The 16,018-nt window shown below is 39.7% G+C and carries 16 protein-coding genes; 12 read left to right on the forward strand and 4 right to left on the reverse strand.

Translation table 11 applies throughout. From position 1 onward, the window contains the following. Positions 1-33 precede the first annotated feature (33 nt). The 4 genes from KI375_RS06840 to KI375_RS06855 all read right to left on the reverse strand — a co-directional run bounded on the left by KI375_RS06840 (position 34) and on the right by KI375_RS06855 (position 1,486). Positions 34-498 (reverse strand): hypothetical protein, encoded by a 465-nt coding sequence (locus tag KI375_RS06840; RefSeq protein WP_212972747.1) that lies wholly within the window; start codon positions 496-498, stop codon positions 34-36. Positions 499-503: 5 nt separating this feature from the next. After that, on the reverse strand, positions 504-701 hold the full coding sequence (locus tag KI375_RS06845; RefSeq protein WP_212972808.1) for a helix-turn-helix transcriptional regulator: 198 nt from the start codon (positions 699-701) through the stop codon (positions 504-506). A 137-nt stretch (positions 702-838) separates the two neighbouring features. After that, complete coding sequence (locus tag KI375_RS06850) at positions 839-1,192, reverse strand: spore coat protein (protein ID WP_212972748.1); 354 nt, start codon at positions 1,190-1,192, stop codon at positions 839-841. A gap of 21 nt (positions 1,193-1,213) precedes the next feature. Beyond that, positions 1,214-1,486, reverse strand: coding sequence for a hypothetical protein (locus KI375_RS06855; RefSeq protein ID WP_244852365.1), 273 nt, complete (start codon positions 1,484-1,486; stop codon positions 1,214-1,216). 346 nt (positions 1,487-1,832) lie between these two features. Between KI375_RS06855 and KI375_RS06860 the strand changes: the two genes are divergently transcribed. From KI375_RS06860 to sufB, 12 genes are all read left to right on the forward strand, one after another. Next, positions 1,833-4,166, forward strand: a complete 2,334-nt coding sequence (locus KI375_RS06860; RefSeq protein ID WP_212972749.1) for a 3-hydroxyacyl-CoA dehydrogenase/enoyl-CoA hydratase family protein — start codon at positions 1,833-1,835, stop codon at positions 4,164-4,166. A gap of 297 nt (positions 4,167-4,463) precedes the next feature. Continuing rightward, entirely contained in the window at positions 4,464-5,645 is a 1,182-nt protein-coding gene (locus tag KI375_RS06865) for an acetyl-CoA C-acetyltransferase (protein WP_212972750.1), read from the forward strand. A 181-nt stretch (positions 5,646-5,826) separates the two neighbouring features. Next, positions 5,827-7,611 carry an acyl-CoA dehydrogenase family protein gene (locus KI375_RS06870; protein WP_212972751.1) on the forward strand — a complete coding sequence of 595 codons (1,785 nt, stop codon included), beginning with the start codon at positions 5,827-5,829 and terminating at the stop codon, positions 7,609-7,611. 277 nt (positions 7,612-7,888) lie between these two features. Continuing rightward, positions 7,889-8,248, forward strand: coding sequence for an arsenate reductase family protein (locus tag KI375_RS06875; protein WP_212972752.1), 360 nt, complete (start codon positions 7,889-7,891; stop codon positions 8,246-8,248). Between the two features lie 99 nt (positions 8,249-8,347). Further along, positions 8,348-8,731: a glycine cleavage system protein GcvH gene (gcvH, locus tag KI375_RS06880; RefSeq protein WP_212972753.1), complete on the forward strand. Its 384-nt coding sequence runs from the start codon at positions 8,348-8,350 to the stop codon at positions 8,729-8,731. A 107-nt stretch (positions 8,732-8,838) separates the two neighbouring features. Next, entirely contained in the window at positions 8,839-9,144 is a 306-nt protein-coding gene (locus KI375_RS06885; RefSeq protein WP_212972754.1) for a thioredoxin family protein, read from the forward strand. A gap of 291 nt (positions 9,145-9,435) precedes the next feature. Then, positions 9,436-9,588: a YuzK family famiily protein gene (locus tag KI375_RS06890; RefSeq protein ID WP_207447651.1), complete on the forward strand. Its 153-nt coding sequence runs from the start codon at positions 9,436-9,438 to the stop codon at positions 9,586-9,588. Between the two features lie 221 nt (positions 9,589-9,809). Continuing rightward, positions 9,810-10,595, forward strand: coding sequence for a Fe-S cluster assembly ATPase SufC (gene sufC / locus KI375_RS06895; protein WP_207448071.1), 786 nt, complete (start codon positions 9,810-9,812; stop codon positions 10,593-10,595). 17 nt (positions 10,596-10,612) lie between these two features. Next, entirely contained in the window at positions 10,613-11,923 is a 1,311-nt protein-coding gene (gene sufD / locus KI375_RS06900; protein WP_212972755.1) for a Fe-S cluster assembly protein SufD, read from the forward strand. Beyond that, entirely contained in the window at positions 11,923-13,152 is a 1,230-nt protein-coding gene (locus tag KI375_RS06905) for a cysteine desulfurase (RefSeq protein WP_212972756.1), read from the forward strand. Before sufD ends, KI375_RS06905 begins: the two co-directional genes overlap by 1 nt. Next, positions 13,142-13,573, forward strand: a complete 432-nt coding sequence (gene sufU, locus KI375_RS06910) for a Fe-S cluster assembly sulfur transfer protein SufU (protein ID WP_212972757.1) — start codon at positions 13,142-13,144, stop codon at positions 13,571-13,573. The genes KI375_RS06905 and sufU overlap by 11 nt, the downstream gene beginning before the upstream one ends. Before the next feature lie 131 nt (positions 13,574-13,704). After that, positions 13,705-15,102, forward strand: a complete 1,398-nt coding sequence (gene sufB / locus KI375_RS06915; RefSeq protein ID WP_207447643.1) for a Fe-S cluster assembly protein SufB — start codon at positions 13,705-13,707, stop codon at positions 15,100-15,102. The last annotated feature ends 916 nt before the right edge of the window (positions 15,103-16,018 follow it).

The raw sequence follows: 16,018 nt of genomic DNA on the forward strand, positions 1-16,018 counted from the left end.
GACCTCCTTTAATGATGAGAAAGTTATCTGGTGCTAGATTTTTCGAATATGAAAGAAATAGGTAACGATCTGCACCATTGGGATTAGTAGTATGATGATAATCGGAAAATAGCGAAATTGATCTTCAAATAATGGATAAAAGACAAGTGCAGCAGCTGCTATTGGAGCTGAAACCCAAGTAGCAATATAGGCTTTTCTAAAGGCTTCTCCTGAAATTGCTCGCTCACGCTCATCTTTTTCTGAAAACTGCATAGGGAATAGCCAAGATAAATTCTCGTTTTGTTTCTTTTTATGCCGATAGAAGAATACTAGAATGACAGCATAAATAATAAGAAAAAAGAATGGCCAAGTAGATATTGTAACTTCCCATGGTAAAGCCGGATCTTCTTTTATAATGACCGCAAATTGAGAATAGGCGTCATACAAAGCGGTCAGCACCCACCCTGTTAGAAACAGATTGAGTAAACTAAGTATCATAAATAAAATAGACTGTTTCATTTGGATCACTCCTCCTCTAACCAGAAAACATCTTCCATTGGCAAGTTGAAAATTTTACAGATTGATAATCCTAATAATAAAGAAGGTGTATAATCGCCCTTTTCAATCGCGGCAATGGTTTGACGAGTCACCCCGACTTGCTCGGCTAGATCTGTTTGCGAATACTGAAATCTGGCACGCAACTCCTTTACACGATTTTGCATGAACACATACTGCTCCTCCTTATGTTAAATTGATTTAACACTCATTGTAAAGTACAGTTAACTATATGTAAAGTCTAATTAACATTTTGGGTAAAAAAGAACAGACCTTTACGAAGTCTGTTCAATTGCTTATTCTGTTATTGGATAGTGCCTTGGTAAGGGAATTGAGTTGTATACCCTTGATGTTGCTGGTAGGACTGCTGAATTTTTTGCGTTTGTTCCGCTTCCAGCTTATACCAGCCTTTTTCAAACATTAGATTAAACAAATCATGCTGCATATTTTGCGTTTCATTAAAAATTGCTAATAAATCGTCATAAAGATGTTGATGACTTGCTTCATTTAAGGCAACAGAATAGGCGTTGGTCATATATTTCTCCTGACTTAAAATATCGTTGACAAAATCACGCTCATTCATTTGCGGTGTTTTCGGAACTTCAGTACTTGGATTCTTAATTTGTTGCATGTTTTGGCTTTGATTTGAATTTTGCATAAAGAGAACTCCTTTCAATCTTTATTGGGTAATGGAATTATTTTGTTGTTTTTCTTCTAAGTGACCTAAAATTTTCATATAATGTTGTTGGTGCATCTGTCCACAGGCTTCCAATTTGTTTTTGATTTTCTGATCTTGACATTGAGATGCAGCGTGATGAGCTTTTTTCATCGCAAGCAAATTCCATGCAAGCATGTCATTAATATAAGAAAAGTCCTTCGTTGTAATGACATGGGGTGGCTGTGGCATAATGGATTGCTGATTTTGTTGGTTCATAGGTTGATTTTGCAACATGATCATTTACCTCCTTTATTTTGACATATATAGTTTGGCTTGCCTTTGGATTATTTATGTATAAAGGTTGAAGATACGTAATAAGAAAATGAAGTCGCACAATTAGAGCCCAAGATACGCAATATGAGGTTGAAGTAGCGCAATCAAGGTTTTAATTTCAGCATTACTCAAGAATGTGCAACAATATAGTGTAAAGCAGTGGGGCATTTGGTGTAAACCGTCAGTAATTTATTTCTATTGCAAGCGGATACAAATTTCGATATATTGATAATACCAACGAGGATCATCGTATTACTTTTTTACGAAAAAATGAATGATTGTTCATTCAAAAAAGGAGGAATGTTTTTTGATTGACCAAATTAAAAAGGTGGCTGTGATTGGGTCAGGTGTAATGGGAGCAGGAATTGCTGCTCATTTGGCGAATGTAGGTATTCCGACTTTATTATTAGACGTTGTGCCGGATGAGGCAGGTGACCGTAATCAGTTAGCCAATATGGCTTTAAAAAGATTATTGAAAGATAAACCAGCTCCTCTTACACATAAGAAACGCTTGGCTTTGATAACGCCAGGAAATATGGAAGATGATATCGAAAAGTTAACGGATGTTGATTGGATTATTGAAGTGGTGATTGAAAAACTGGAAGTGAAAAGGCAAGTATTAAAATTAATTGATCAACACCGACGAGCAGGGAGTATTGTAAGTTCTAATACGTCTGGCATTTCAGTTGAAGCAATGGCAGAAGGGCGATCTAAGGATTTCCAAACGCATTTTCTAGGCACTCATTTCTTTAATCCGCCACGTTATTTGAAATTGCTTGAAGTGATTCCGACTACGCACACTAATCAAGAGGTACTGAATTTTATGAAACGGTTCGGGGAAGATGTACTGGGAAAAGGAGTCGTCGAGGCAAAGGATACACCTAATTTTATTGCCAACCGAATCGGTACCTATGGATTGCTTGTAACTGTACGCGAGATGTTGGCTGCTGGTTTAAGCATCGGAGAGGTGGATTCCATTACAGGAACCTTGCTTGGACGGCCAAAGAGTGCCACTTTCCGTACTCTTGATGTTGTTGGGCTGGATACATTTATCCATGTCGCACAGAATGTTTTTGACAAGGTTGATGGGGCAGAAAAACAGGTTTTTGCAATCCCGGAATTTATGAAGAAAATGGAAAAACAACATTTGCTTGGAAGTAAGGCTGGTAAAGGATTTTATTGGAAAAAAGGAAAGGATATTTTGGAATTAAATCCAGCAACCTTTGAATATCAGCCACGAAGGAAATTAAAAACAACTGGCTTGGAGATGGCCAAACAGGCAAAGGGGCTTGATAGACGTTTACAAACCTTGCTGTATTCTGATGACCCAGCAGGTCAATTTCTTTGGAAAATTATTGCGCCTGTCCTGACGATTTCCGCCGAGTTAGTCGGGGAGATTGCCGATGATCTTGTCGCGATTGATCAGGCGATGAAATGGGGATTTGGTTGGAGAATCGGTCCATTTGAATTATGGGATGCGATTGGGGTTGAAAAAGCAGTACAAAAGATGGAAGCAGAGGGTATCGCTGTCCCAGACTGGGTTAAAACCATGGTGGAAAACGGACACACCGCCTTCTATCATGACGCGCATTTTTATGGAAGGAATGGGGAATATCAACCTGTTATAAAGAGCCCGAAGCAGATTGATTTACGTTTATTAGAAAAGCAAGGAAGGATCGTAAAGAAAAATAGTGGAGCCAACTTAATAGATATTGGTGATGAAGTCCTGTTATTAGAATTCCAATCCCCTAATAATGCGATTGGCTTTGATATTATTCAAATGATCAACTATGCAATTGATGAAGTGGAGAAAAACTATAAAGGGCTTGTCATTGGCAACCATGGGAAAAACTTTTGTGTGGGTGCCAATATTGCGATGATATTGATGGCTGCTCAGGATGATGATGTATTTGAAGTTGAGCTTATTGTACGGAAGTTTCAAGAGGCGATGTTACGGATTAAATATAGTGAAAGACCAGTTGTGATTGCTCCTTTTGGTATGACGCTTGGTGGAGGAGCTGAGGTGAGTTTACCCGCAGCACATATTCAAGCTTCGCTGGAAACCTATATTGGCCTTGTAGAAACAGGTGTAGGGTTGATTCCTGGCGGCGGAGGCAATAAAGAATTATATCTCAAAATTTTAAGAAACATCCCTGAAGGCGTTGAAGTGGATTTACAGGCGGTTGCGAATCGTGTTTTTGAAACGATCGCACTGGCAAAGGTGTCAACGTCCGCAGAAGAAGCGATTGAAAACAACTTTTTAACACATGCAGATGGAATTAGTGTAAATGCTGATCATCAGCTTTGGGACGCCAAACAACGGGTGATCACATTATATGAGCAAGGCTATCAACCACCTGAACCTGAGAAAATTCCTGTCACAGGAGAAACCGGGTATGCTGCTTTATTAGTAGGCGCAGAAGCGATGAGATTATCCGGATATATTTCAGAGCATGATATGAAAATCGCCAAAAAACTGGCCTATGTGATTGCAGGGGGAAATCTGCCGTACGGAACAGTAGTAGATGAACAATATTTATTAAATCTTGAACGGGAGGCATTTATCCAACTTGTCTCTGAACCAAAATCACAAGAACGGATGCAATACATGCTCATGAAAGGAAAGCCGTTAAGAAATTAATAGATTCTTATAATCGTAGAGGTATTCTATTTTACAGAGTGTGTTCAAAAGGGAGGATAAAAAGGACCAATTCGGTTAAAGACGCTGACGTACTGTCAGCAACACCGACACTAGTACATCCTGTACCTCGAAAGTTCAAGGCGGCGTAGCTTTGAGCAGCGGACTTGCACAGGATGTGGGGACTTCGACTTTCGACACAGGACGTGTCGATACTTAGTCGAAGATCTTTTATCTCGCAGTGTCATTTTTACCGGACTTTTTGAACATCCTTTTACAGAGAGGGTGAGGAGGAATAACATGCAAGAGGCCGTGATTGTTGCAGGGGCTAGAACTCCGGTTGGAAGAGCCAAAAAGGGGACACTGGTTTCGACACGTCCAGATGATCTTGGCGCACTGGTGGTAAAGGAAACGTTGAGGCGGGCAGGAGATTATGATGGAGAGCTTGATGATTTGATTATTGGCTGTGCAATGCCGGAAGCAGAACAAGGAATGAATATGGCTCGGTATATTGGTGCCTTGGCAGGGTTACCTGAGACTGTTCCAGCAATTACGATTAATCGCTATTGCTCATCGGGTTTACAGTCTATTGCTTATGCTGCTGAAAGAATTATGTTAGGTCAGGCTGAGACAATTGTCGCTGGTGGAGCAGAATCAATGAGTTTGGTGCCAATGATGGGGCATGTTGTACGTCCGAATCGGAAAATTGCAGAAAATATGCCTGAATATTATATGAGCATGGGCCATACAGCTGAGGAAGTAGCAAAAAAATATGGAATTAGCCGCAAGGAACAGGACGCCTTTGCGGTTAGCAGTCATCAAAAGGCCGTCAAAGCGATAGAAGCAGGAAAATTTGCAGATGAAATCATCCCTGTTGAAGTGACCTCACGAAAGGTAGATTCAGATTATAAGCTCCAGGAAAAGACAATTTTATTTTCCAAGGATGAAGGCGTCCGAGCAGATACGACTGCAGAGGTGCTAGCGACGCTTCGGCCAGCCTTTTCTGTTAGAGGCACTGTGACAGCTGGAAATTCTTCACAAATGAGTGATGGTGCTGCTGCTGTATTGGTTATGGGCCATGAAAAAGCTAAATCACTTGAGCTACAACCCATCGCTAAATTCCGTTCTTTTGCTGTGGCAGGGGTTCCACCAGAGGTAATGGGAATCGGTCCGATTGAAGCTGTGCCGAAAGCATTGAAATTAGCAGGACTTGAATTGGCAGATATCGGGTTATTTGAATTAAATGAAGCTTTTGCTTCACAAGCGATTCAGGTCATTCGTGCTTTAGGAATTAATGAAGATATCGTAAATGTGAATGGAGGAGCCATTGCACTTGGGCATCCACTTGGATGTACAGGAACAAAATTGACACTATCCCTTATTCATGAAATGAAACGAAGAAATGTTCAATTTGGTGTTGTGACGATGTGTATTGGCGGAGGAATGGGCGCAGCCGGTGTGTTTGAATTGATTCCAAATTAACTGGAAGTAAGATCCCTATTGCAAGAAAGTAAAACATGATTTAATCAAATGCCAGTAAAAGTCCGATTCGTTCTGCTGACAGGATGTTGCGTTTGCCGCAGGATCGGTGATGTTAGCCTGAGTCCATCTTGTATCAATGGGAGCTAAATTGAGGTTTCACTTTATCTAAGGAGGAATTGGCATGGGAAATAAGGTTGGGAAAATTATGAAAGGCGGGGCCTTTCTAATTGAAGAGCTGAAGCCTGAGCAATTGTTTACTCCAGAAGACTATACAGATGAACATAAAATGATTTACAAAACGAGTGATGATTTTGTTAAGAAGGAAGTTTTGCCGCAAGTTGAATACCTAGAGAATCATGAGTTTGATCGTTCAGTCGAATTGCTGAAAAAAGCTGGAGAACTCGGACTGTTAGGAGCGGATGTTCCAGAAGATTATGGTGGATTAGGGTTAGATAAAATCAGTTCCTCCTTAATTGCAGAAGCGATGTCACAAGCGGGTGGTTTTTCAATCTCGCATGGCGCCCATGTCGGAATTGGTTCACTCCCAATTGTTTTGTTTGGTAATGAAGAGCAAAAGCAAGCTTATCTACCAGACCTTGCTACAGGTGAAAAATTAGCTGCTTATGCCTTAACAGAACCGGGATCAGGCTCAGATGCATTAGGAGCGAAAACAACAGCTACATTAAATGAAGCCGGCACCCATTATCTTTTAAATGGAGAAAAACAGTGGATCACCAATTCCGCTTTTGCAGATCTCTTTATTGTTTATGCGAAAATTGATGGGAAGCATTTTTCGGCTTTTATTGTGGAACGTAATTTTCCGGGGGTCTCTACCGGCCCGGAAGAAAAGAAAATGGGGATTAAAAGCTCATCTACACGGACGTTAATCTTAGAAGATGCGGAAATACCTGTTCGAAATCTTTTAGGTGAAGCTGGGAAAGGCCACCGGATTGCCTTTAATATCTTGAATATTGGGCGTTATAAGCTTGGCGTTGGAGCTGTTGGTGGATCTAAACGTGCGCTTGAAATTACATTAAAGTATGCCAATCAACGAAAACAATTTCAAACCCCGATCGCCCAATTTCATTTAACGAAAGAAAAATTCGGGGCATTGGGTGCGGAGCTATATGCAGCAGAAAGCTCTGTTTATCGAACCGTTGGCTTGTTTGAAGAGAAAATGAACCAGTTAACAGAGGAGGAAGTAAAAGACGGTAGCAAAGTGGCAGAATCAATTCGCGAATATGCAATTGAATGCTCTTTGAATAAATTTTTTGCTTCAGAAGTATTGGATCATGTAGTTGATGAAGGTGTGCAAATTCATGGTGGATACGGTTATATGCAAGAGTACGAGATTGAAAGAGCGTATCGCGATTCACGAATTAATCGGATCTTTGAAGGCACAAATGAAATAAATCGTTTGCTCGTTCCAGGCACCTTTTTAAAAATGGCCTTTAAAGGGGAGCTTCCATTGCTAGAGAAAGCCCAGACCTTGCAAGAAGAATTAATGATGCTCATACCAGAAGAGCCTGGAGATAAACCATTAGAGCAAGAAAAATACTTAGTTACTGGGGCCAAAAAGGTGGCTTTAATGATAGCTGGTTTAGGTGCCCAGAAATTCGGACCGAAATTGGAACAAGAGCAGGAGATCTTAAGTAAGATGGCTGATGTTGTTTCCTTGGCTTATGCGATGGAATCGGTTGTGGTTCGGACTGAAAAGGCAATAGCCAAAACCGGTGTTGAAAAAAACAAGCAAAAACAGCTTTACACGGAAATCTTTTGCCAACAGGCAATCATAAAAGTGGAGCAATTTGCACGGGAGAGTCTGGCCGCGATTGAAGAAGGGGATACCTTCCGGATGATGAACTCTGCTTTGCGTAAATTAATTCGTCATACACCGATTAATAGTATTGCCAAGAAAAGAGCGGCAGCTGATCGCTTAATTGCGGCCGAACGCTATATTGTCTAATCGCATTACACTGAGATGGGTGCGCTGTCCGACAGGAGAGCACCTTAACTCAGTGTTTTTTTATGGTGCGGTTAAAACCTCCCAACAAATGGTCAAGCCTATAGGTTAAATGGACAAAGATCTCGACTAAATAATTGCAAGCATAGAATGATTGATCGGAACTCTCATTGAAGTGATCGCAACTTGCATGGGTATTTATTAAAAAGACTTTCGTCTATGTGTATGATTATTTTTTATGTTATAATCAGTGCAATCTATTTGGATTGGAGAGATACTAGTGGCTTTACGTTTTTATTGGTATCCTAAATGTGGAACATGTCGAAAAGCTAAAAAATGGCTGGATGAGCATGGAGTAGAATATGATGAAATACATATTGTCGAGCAGCCTCCATCCCGTAATGAAGTGGAGAAATTATATCAAGCAAGTGGGTTGCCATTAAAAAAGTTTTTTAATACAAGTGGCAAGAAATATCGGGAGCTCGGATTGAAGGACAAGATTGGTACAGCTTCAGAAGATGAATTACTTGACATCCTATCTACTGATGGCATGCTAATCAAAAGGCCGATCGTAACAGATGGTCAAACAGTGACCGTTGGGTTTAAAGAAGAGGAATTTAACAACACCTGGGCGAGCTAGGCCAACAGAAGTGCCTAAGGCCGATAAAGAAACAATGTACATAGAAGGTTGAAAAAGGTCGTTTTTGGATAGGATTATTATTACTGTGGAGGGATCAAGATGAATACACCAAAAGAATTACTCTATTCAGAAGAGCATGAATGGGTGAAAGAAGAAGGAGAAAAAGTAAGGATTGGAATTACAGAATTTGCACAAGATGAACTAGGAGATATCGTATTTGTTGAGCTTCCTGAAGTAGGGGATAGCGTCACAGCGAATGAACCATTTGGCAGTGTAGAATCTGTTAAAACAGTTTCAGAGCTTTATTCACCACTTAGTGGGAAAGTCGTTGAAGTCAATGCAGACCTCGATGACAGCCCTGAATTTGTGAATGAATCTCCATATGAAAAAGCTTGGATGATTGTTATCGAACCATCGAATAAAAGCGAACTGGACAACTTGATGACCGCGGAAAAATATGCGGAGATGACAACTGCGGAATAATAGAAGTATTAAATAAAAACACCATTTTAACCCGCGATCTGCGGGTTAAATTTTTTACTTAGAGATTGTACTGTAACGACTGTGTATTTTTCAAAAAGGATGATTTCATGAAAGAATGTACAAAAGATGAAATAATCGAAGCTGTAGAAAACAAGCAATCATTGATTCTCTATTTTTACACGCCATTATGCGGGACATGTCAAGTGGCTGGAAAAATGTTGGGAATTGTCGAACAAATGATGGCGGAGCCTCCTTTTAAAAAAGCAGATCTTAATTATTTACCAGAAATCGCTGAACAATTTTCAATTGAAAGTGTTCCGTGTCTGATTCAATTAAATAAAGGGAAAGTTGAAAACAAAATCTATGCCTTTCACTCTGTCCCTTATTTATTCGAGCAACTACAGCTGCCTTAATAATTTCAAAAAAGCTTAATTTTATAGGTTTTTAGACCTAGTTTTATAGGTCTTTAGATAGAGTTTTTTAAATAGATACTTTTGCACAAAAGGACGTTTTAACCCTTATATTATGCGTGTGAAGGCTTGTATTGTGCGAAATTTTCTATTTTCTTATTTGTTTTTTATCGTTTATAATAGGGAACGTAAAGAGGGCAATGAAAAAATGACCTTTAGAAGGTATTTAAAAAGGTCAAAAAATGAAAGGATTGGTCCCTAATTAATCCCTTAAAGATTGAGTACACAGATGGTATGGAAAAAGCGATGCATGCGGCGCATGGAGTCGGCTACGAGGTTTACAAAAGACAACATGACATTCGAATGACGATTGAGAAAAAACGAGAAAAAGACTACTTGCGTTCTCAAAGAGTGGCATCGGATTTAGAACGGAAAATACATGTTTAAGAAATCAATTAAACTGACCTTAATAAACGTAGAAACCTAGAATTACAAGGTTGGCATTTTATATGCCAGCCTTTTTTAACGCGCTTTTTTAAAAAGAATTGCTATAGTATAAAAACCCTCCCTAGTTGATAATAATTTTAAAATGGTTTAAGATGGGAGAGGAGTAAAAGAAAAGAAATACTCATTCAAATAAAAAATCACAATCTCGATACGGAGGTATGATCATGGCTTCAACATTAGTTATTAAAGATCTTCACGTGGAGATCGAAGGTAAAGAGATTTTAAAAGGTGTAAACCTAGAAATAAAGGGCGGGGAAATTCACGCAGTAATGGGGCCAAACGGGACCGGTAAATCAACGTTGGCTTCTGCGATTATGGGCCATCCCAAATATGAAGTGACAAGCGGTTCTATTCATTTGGACGGTAAAGATGTATTAGAAATGGAAGTGGATGAGCGCGCTTTAGCTGGCCTTTTCCTAGCGATGCAATATCCAAGTGAAATCAGTGGTGTAACCAATGCCGATTTCCTTCGTTCTTCCATCAATGCTCGTCGCGGGGAAGGTAATGAAATTTCTTTAATGAAATTCATTAAGGAAATGGATAGCAAAATGGATTTATTAGAGATGGATCCTGATATGGCGCAACGCTATTTAAATGAAGGATTCTCTGGCGGGGAAAAGAAACGGAATGAAATTTTACAGCTAATGATGATCCAACCAGCGATTGCGATTCTTGATGAGATTGATTCAGGTCTTGATATTGACGCATTGAAAATTGTTTCAAAAGGAATTAATGAAATGCGTTCCAGCGAATTCGGTTGCATGATCATTACTCACTACCAACGTCTTCTAAATTATATCACCCCTGACAAGGTGCATGTGATGATGCAAGGCCGTGTTGTAAAATCTGGTGGTCCAGAGCTTGCACAAAAACTAGAAGCACAAGGGTATGATTGGATTAAAGAAGAGCTAGGAATTGAAGACGAAACAGTTGGTCAAGAAGCATAAGTGTTAGGAGGATCATAATGACAATTGATACGAAAATGGCAATCGATCAAGACTATATCCGCTCCTTCTCGACTGAAAAAGGCGAGCCTGCTTGGTTAACAGATCTTAGAGTAGAAGCATTGGCCCTTGCGGATGAAACACCGATGCCACAACCTGATAAAACAAGAATCACAAAGTGGAATCTCACTGATTTTCAAAAGCATCAGGCAGAAGGAACAGTATTCCAATCTTTAAATGATTTGCCTGAGATTGCAAAGAATGTTGTTCATGTTGAGAATGCAAATAAGAATTTGTATATTCAACATAATCAAACAGCAGCCTATTTAACTCTTTCAGATGAATTGCAGGAGCAAGGGGTTATATTTACAGATATTCAAACAGCAGCCAAAGAACATGGCGAGCTTTTACAAAAGTATTTTATGAAGAATGCCGTAAAGGTTGACGAACATAAATTAACAGCTCTTCATGCTGCGCTAATGAATGGCGGGGCATTCCTATATATTCCTAAAAATGTAGAGGTAAAAGAACCGATTCAATCTGTCTTTATTTTCGATGATCAGGAAGCGGCGATGTTTAATCATGTGCTTGTTGTAGCAGATGATAATAGTTCTGTTACCTATGTTGAAAACTATCTTTCTGTATCTGATGAAACCAATGGTATTTTTAATATTATCTCTGAGGTTGTAACAGAGAATAATGCCAAAGTCGTTTATGGTGCCGTTGATACCCTCGCAAAAGGCTCTGCAACCTATGTGAATCGCCGTGGTATTACAGGGCGCGATGCTACTATTGATTGGGCTTTAGGGATGATGAATGATGGAGACACGATCTTTGAAAATGTGACAGATTTAATTGGCGATGGTTCCAATAGTAATGCGAAAACCGTTGTGGTTGGAACAGGAAAGCAAACACAAAACTTTACAACAAGCATTGTCCACCATGGAAAAGAAACAGAAGGCTTTATTCTAAAGCACGGTGTGATGAAGGATGCTGCTTCTTCTATTTTTAATGGAATTGGAAAAATCGAAAAAGGTGCGTCAGGTGCAAATGCTGAGCAGGAGTCACGTGTTTTAATGCTAAGTGAAAAAGCCCGTGGTGACGCAAATCCGATTCTACTTATTGATGAAGATGATGTAATGGCTGGACATGCTGCTTCCGTTGGGCGTGTAGATGAATTGCAGCTTTACTACCTAATGAGTCGAGGAATCTCCAAAGTAGATGCAGAGAGATTAATTATTCATGGCTTCCTAGCACCTGTTGTAGAGAGATTACCTATTGAGTCTGTTAAAAATCAGTTAACAGAAATCATTGAGAGGAAAGTTAAGTAATGACATTTTCAGAGGTTCGCCAATACTTCCCGATTCTCGATCAAGAAGTCAATGGACACCCGCTTGTGTATTTGGATAGTGCTGCGACCTCGCAAAAGCCTGTGCAAGTCATAGAAGCATTAGATCAGTATTATCGAGAATATAATTCGAATGTGCACCGCGGTGTTCATACATTGGGCACTCGGGCGACTGATCGCTACGAGGAAGCACGAGAAAAGGTTCGCCAATTTATCAATGCCTCCTTGATGGAGGAAGTCATTTTTACAAGAGGCACAACAACCTCTCTGAACACTGTTGCAGCAAGCTTCGGTAGAGCGAACCTTGAAGAAGGCGATGAGATTGTGATCTCCTATATGGAGCATCACAGTAACATTATTCCGTGGCAACAAATCGCGAAGGAAAAAAAAGCTACTTTAAAATATATTCCCTTACAAGCAAATGGAACGATCGATCTTGAGGATGCGCGTCAGACGATTACAGCGAAGACGAAAATTGTTTCAATCATGCATGTTTCGAATGTATTAGGGACGATTAATCCCATTAAAGAATTAGCTGCGATTGCTCACCAGAATGGCGCAGTTATGGTTGTCGATGGTGCCCAAAGCGCCCCCCATATGAGGGTTGATGTACAAGATTTAGACTGTGACTTCTTTGCTTTCTCTGCTCATAAAATGTGTGGTCCTACAGGCGTTGGTGTTCTGTATGGGAAGAAGGAACTGTTAGAGAATATGGAGCCAGTCGAATTTGGTGGCGAAATGATTGATTTTGTTGGGCTGCAAGAATCTACGTGGAAGGAGCTTCCATGGAAGTTCGAAGCAGGAACGCCTATTATTGCTGGTGTGATCGGCCTAGGTGCAGCAATCGACTTTTTAAATGAGATTGGCCCTGACGAGATTCTCGCCTATGAACATCAATTAGCAGCATATGGAATGGAGAAATTGTCTGCTGTAGAGGGATTAAAGCTCTATGGACCAGAACAAGCTGAACAGCGTGCAGGTGTGATCACCTTCAATTTAGAGGATGTTCACCCACATGATCTGGCTACTGTTTTGGATGCAGAAGGGATCGCCGTCCGTGCAGGTCATCATTGTGCACAGCCTTTGATGAAATGGTTAAATGTTTCTGCAACAGCAAGAGCGAGCTTTTATTTATATAACACGGAACAAGACATTGACAAGCTAGTAGCTGGCTTAGTCAAAACAAAGGAGTATTTCACGAATGGCTTTTAGTAACCTTGATCAACTCTACCGGCAAGTCATAATGGATCATTACAAAAATCCGCGTAATAAAGGCAGCTTAGAGGATGGTAATCTTACTGTTGACATGAATAATCCGACATGTGGAGACCGAATTCATCTTACCATGAAGGTAGAGAATGGCAAGGTGACAGATGCCAAGTTCGAAGGAGAAGGCTGTTCCATTTCAATGGCATCTGCCTCGATGATGACACAAACCATTATTGGAAAAGATGTAGAAACAGCCTATAAGCTTTCTCATATTTTTTCCGAAATGGTCCAGGGCAAGGATTATGATGAAGAAGATTTTGATCTTGGTGATATGGAAGCTTTACAAGGAGTTTCCAAGTTTCCAGCCCGAATTAAATGTGCCACACTTGCGTGGAAGGCAATGGAAAAAGGATTGAATGAATAAACGAAACTCATTCAGTGTAGATTTTACTCGCTGAAGGAGCAAAGGCGAGATTCGAAATAGGCAAGGGAAATCCGAAACGCCTTTGTGACCTGCTTCTTGCAGGGAAAATTTCTAGAATGGAGGAATGAAGAATGGCGAAAGAAGCACCGTTAGTTGGCGATTATAAATATGGTTTCCATGACAAGGACGTTTCCATTTTTCGTTCAGAACGGGGATTAACGAGAGAGATCGTAGAAGAAATCTCCAGAATGAAGGAAGAGCCAGAGTGGATGTTAGAATTTCGCTTGAAATCTCTTGAGCAATTTTACAAAAGTCCAATGCCTCAATGGGGTGGAGATTTAAGTGGATTGAACTTTGATGAGATTACCTATTATGTAAAACCATCTGAACATACAGAGCGTTCTTGGGATGAGGTTCCTGAAGAAATCAAGCAAACGTTTGATAAATTAGGAATTCCAGAAGCTGAGCAAAAGTATTTGGCTGGAGTTTCCGCTCAATATGAATCAGAGGTTGTCTACCATAATATGAAAGAAGATCTTGAAGAGATGGGGATCGTCTTTAAGGATACAGATTCTGCTCTTCAGGAAAATGAAGATATTTTCCGTGAACATTGGGCAACAGTAATCCCACCATCAGACAATAAATTTTCTGCGTTGAATTCCGCTGTCTGGTCTGGAGGATCTTTCATTTATGTTCCTCCAGGTGTAAAGGTTGATACACCGCTTCAAGCATATTTCCGGATTAATTCGGAAAACATGGGACAATTCGAACGTACATTGATTATTGTCGATGAAGACGCATCTGTCCACTATGTAGAAGGATGTACAGCGCCTGTTTATACAACGAACTCTCTTCATAGTGCCGTTGTGGAGATCATCGTCAAAAAAGGTGGCTATTGTCGTTATACAACCATTCAAAACTGGGCAAATAACGTGTATAACCTAGTAACGAAACGGGCCATTTGTAGAGAAAATGCGACAATGGAATGGATCGATGGAAATATCGGTTCTAAATTAACGATGAAATATCCTTCTGTCTTTTTGATGGGAGAAGGGGCACGTGGAATGACCCTCTCGATTGCCATGGCAGGAAAAGGCCAACACCAAGATGCTGGTGCGAAAATGATGCATTTAGCACCAAATACATCTTCTTCCATCGTGTCAAAATCAATCTCTCAACATGGTGGAAAGGTCTCTTATCGCGGAATGGTCCACTTCGGCCGCAAAGCGAGTGGTGCTAAGTCTACGATTGAGTGTGATACGATTATTATGGATGATAAATCCACTTCCGATACGATTCCATACAATGAAATCTTAAACGATAATATTTCATTGGAGCATGAAGCAAAAGTATCGAAAGTATCTGAAGAACAACTCTTCTACCTCATGAGCCGTGGAATCAGTGAGCAAGAAGCAACGGAAATGATCGTTATGGGCTTCATCGAACCATTTACAAAAGAACTACCAATGGAATACGCTGTTGAAATGAACCGTCTAATCAAATTTGAGATGGAAGGTTCGATTGGATAATCTCCCTACAACCTTTGGTACGACAAGGGTTAGGGTGAAATAGAAAAGGGAAATGTGACTGCGTGCCAACTTTATGCCAAGTCAGATTTTCTTTTAGTGAAGAAGGCGAACTTTTGAAGTTCGTCTTCTTCTATTTTTTCGTAATATCTAAGTATGTGTTGACAAATCAGATTGGAATGCAAGCAACTAGCTACTCTATGATTTAAAATGTAAATCTGAAAAGTAGCACGTACATGGCGGCTAATCTTAGTTGTATGGAGAAAGTGTAAAAAAACAACCCTCACTTGTGTGAGGGCTTTACTCTGTCTTTACTTAGTCTTTTAACAAAATTAGTTAGCCAGTAGGATAAAAACACAATGACTAGATCAATGATGAAAATAAAAAATGCATTCATACCTCGATTAAAATCAATAAAGCCCATTAACATTTCGATTGACGCGAATCCAAATGAAAATACCCCACTTACTAGAACTGTATATAAATAAAAGTTTTTGTTATTGTTTAAACAGTATTGGTACATCAGTATAAATCCAATAGGTAGTACTGATGAATTTATACTCAGGGCAAATGGTAATATGGGAATTATAAAATATAAATGGACAAATAGTGTGGTGGCACCTAATACAATATCTATGTAAGTCCATAATAGATGTATAGAAAATCCAAAAAATAATATTTCAAATATCCTAGTTCGATCAACGTAGAAATATAATATAATTAAGGGGATAATTAATAACCCCACTACAGCCCAAAATTGCCACGTATCCAGGTAAGAAAATTTGTACCAATAGGATAAAAGCGAGGAGTTTAGCTCTTCACTTTTTTTGTACATATCATTCAAAACGGAGCTTTGATCCATCTCATTTCCTCCTATTCATTATTACTTCAAACAGATATCTATATCTTGTAACTAAAC

The sequence above is a fragment of the Bacillus sp. J14TS2 genome, from assembly GCF_018333015.1.
Classification (GTDB): domain Bacteria; phylum Bacillota; class Bacilli; order Bacillales; family Bacillaceae_C; genus Lederbergia.

What these genes read in the sequence shown, in the direction of transcription:
- sufD (WP_212972755.1), top strand. Translation starts at nt 10,613, where the DNA reads ATGACAATTGATACGAAAATGGCAATCGATCAAGACTATATCCGCTCC.
- KI375_RS06890 (WP_207447651.1), top strand. Translation starts at nt 9,436, where the DNA reads ATGGAAAAAGCGATGCATGCGGCGCATGGAGTCGGCTACGAGGTTTAC.
- KI375_RS06865 (WP_212972750.1), top strand. Translation starts at nt 4,464, where the DNA reads ATGCAAGAGGCCGTGATTGTTGCAGGGGCTAGAACTCCGGTTGGAAGA.
- sufB (WP_207447643.1), top strand. Translation starts at nt 13,705, where the DNA reads ATGGCGAAAGAAGCACCGTTAGTTGGCGATTATAAATATGGTTTCCAT.
- gcvH (WP_212972753.1), top strand. Translation starts at nt 8,348, where the DNA reads ATGAATACACCAAAAGAATTACTCTATTCAGAAGAGCATGAATGGGTG.
- KI375_RS06850 (WP_212972748.1), bottom strand. Translation starts at nt 1,192, where the DNA reads ATGCAAAATTCAAATCAAAGCCAAAACATGCAACAAATTAAGAATCCA.
- KI375_RS06870 (WP_212972751.1), top strand. Translation starts at nt 5,827, where the DNA reads ATGGGAAATAAGGTTGGGAAAATTATGAAAGGCGGGGCCTTTCTAATT.
- KI375_RS06905 (WP_212972756.1), top strand. Translation starts at nt 11,923, where the DNA reads ATGACATTTTCAGAGGTTCGCCAATACTTCCCGATTCTCGATCAAGAA.
- KI375_RS06885 (WP_212972754.1), top strand. Translation starts at nt 8,839, where the DNA reads ATGAAAGAATGTACAAAAGATGAAATAATCGAAGCTGTAGAAAACAAG.
- sufU (WP_212972757.1), top strand. Translation starts at nt 13,142, where the DNA reads ATGGCTTTTAGTAACCTTGATCAACTCTACCGGCAAGTCATAATGGAT.
- KI375_RS06855 (WP_244852365.1), bottom strand. Translation starts at nt 1,486, where the DNA reads ATGTTGCAAAATCAACCTATGAACCAACAAAATCAGCAATCCATTATG.
- KI375_RS06840 (WP_212972747.1), bottom strand. Translation starts at nt 498, where the DNA reads ATGAAACAGTCTATTTTATTTATGATACTTAGTTTACTCAATCTGTTT.
- KI375_RS06845 (WP_212972808.1), bottom strand. Translation starts at nt 701, where the DNA reads ATGCAAAATCGTGTAAAGGAGTTGCGTGCCAGATTTCAGTATTCGCAA.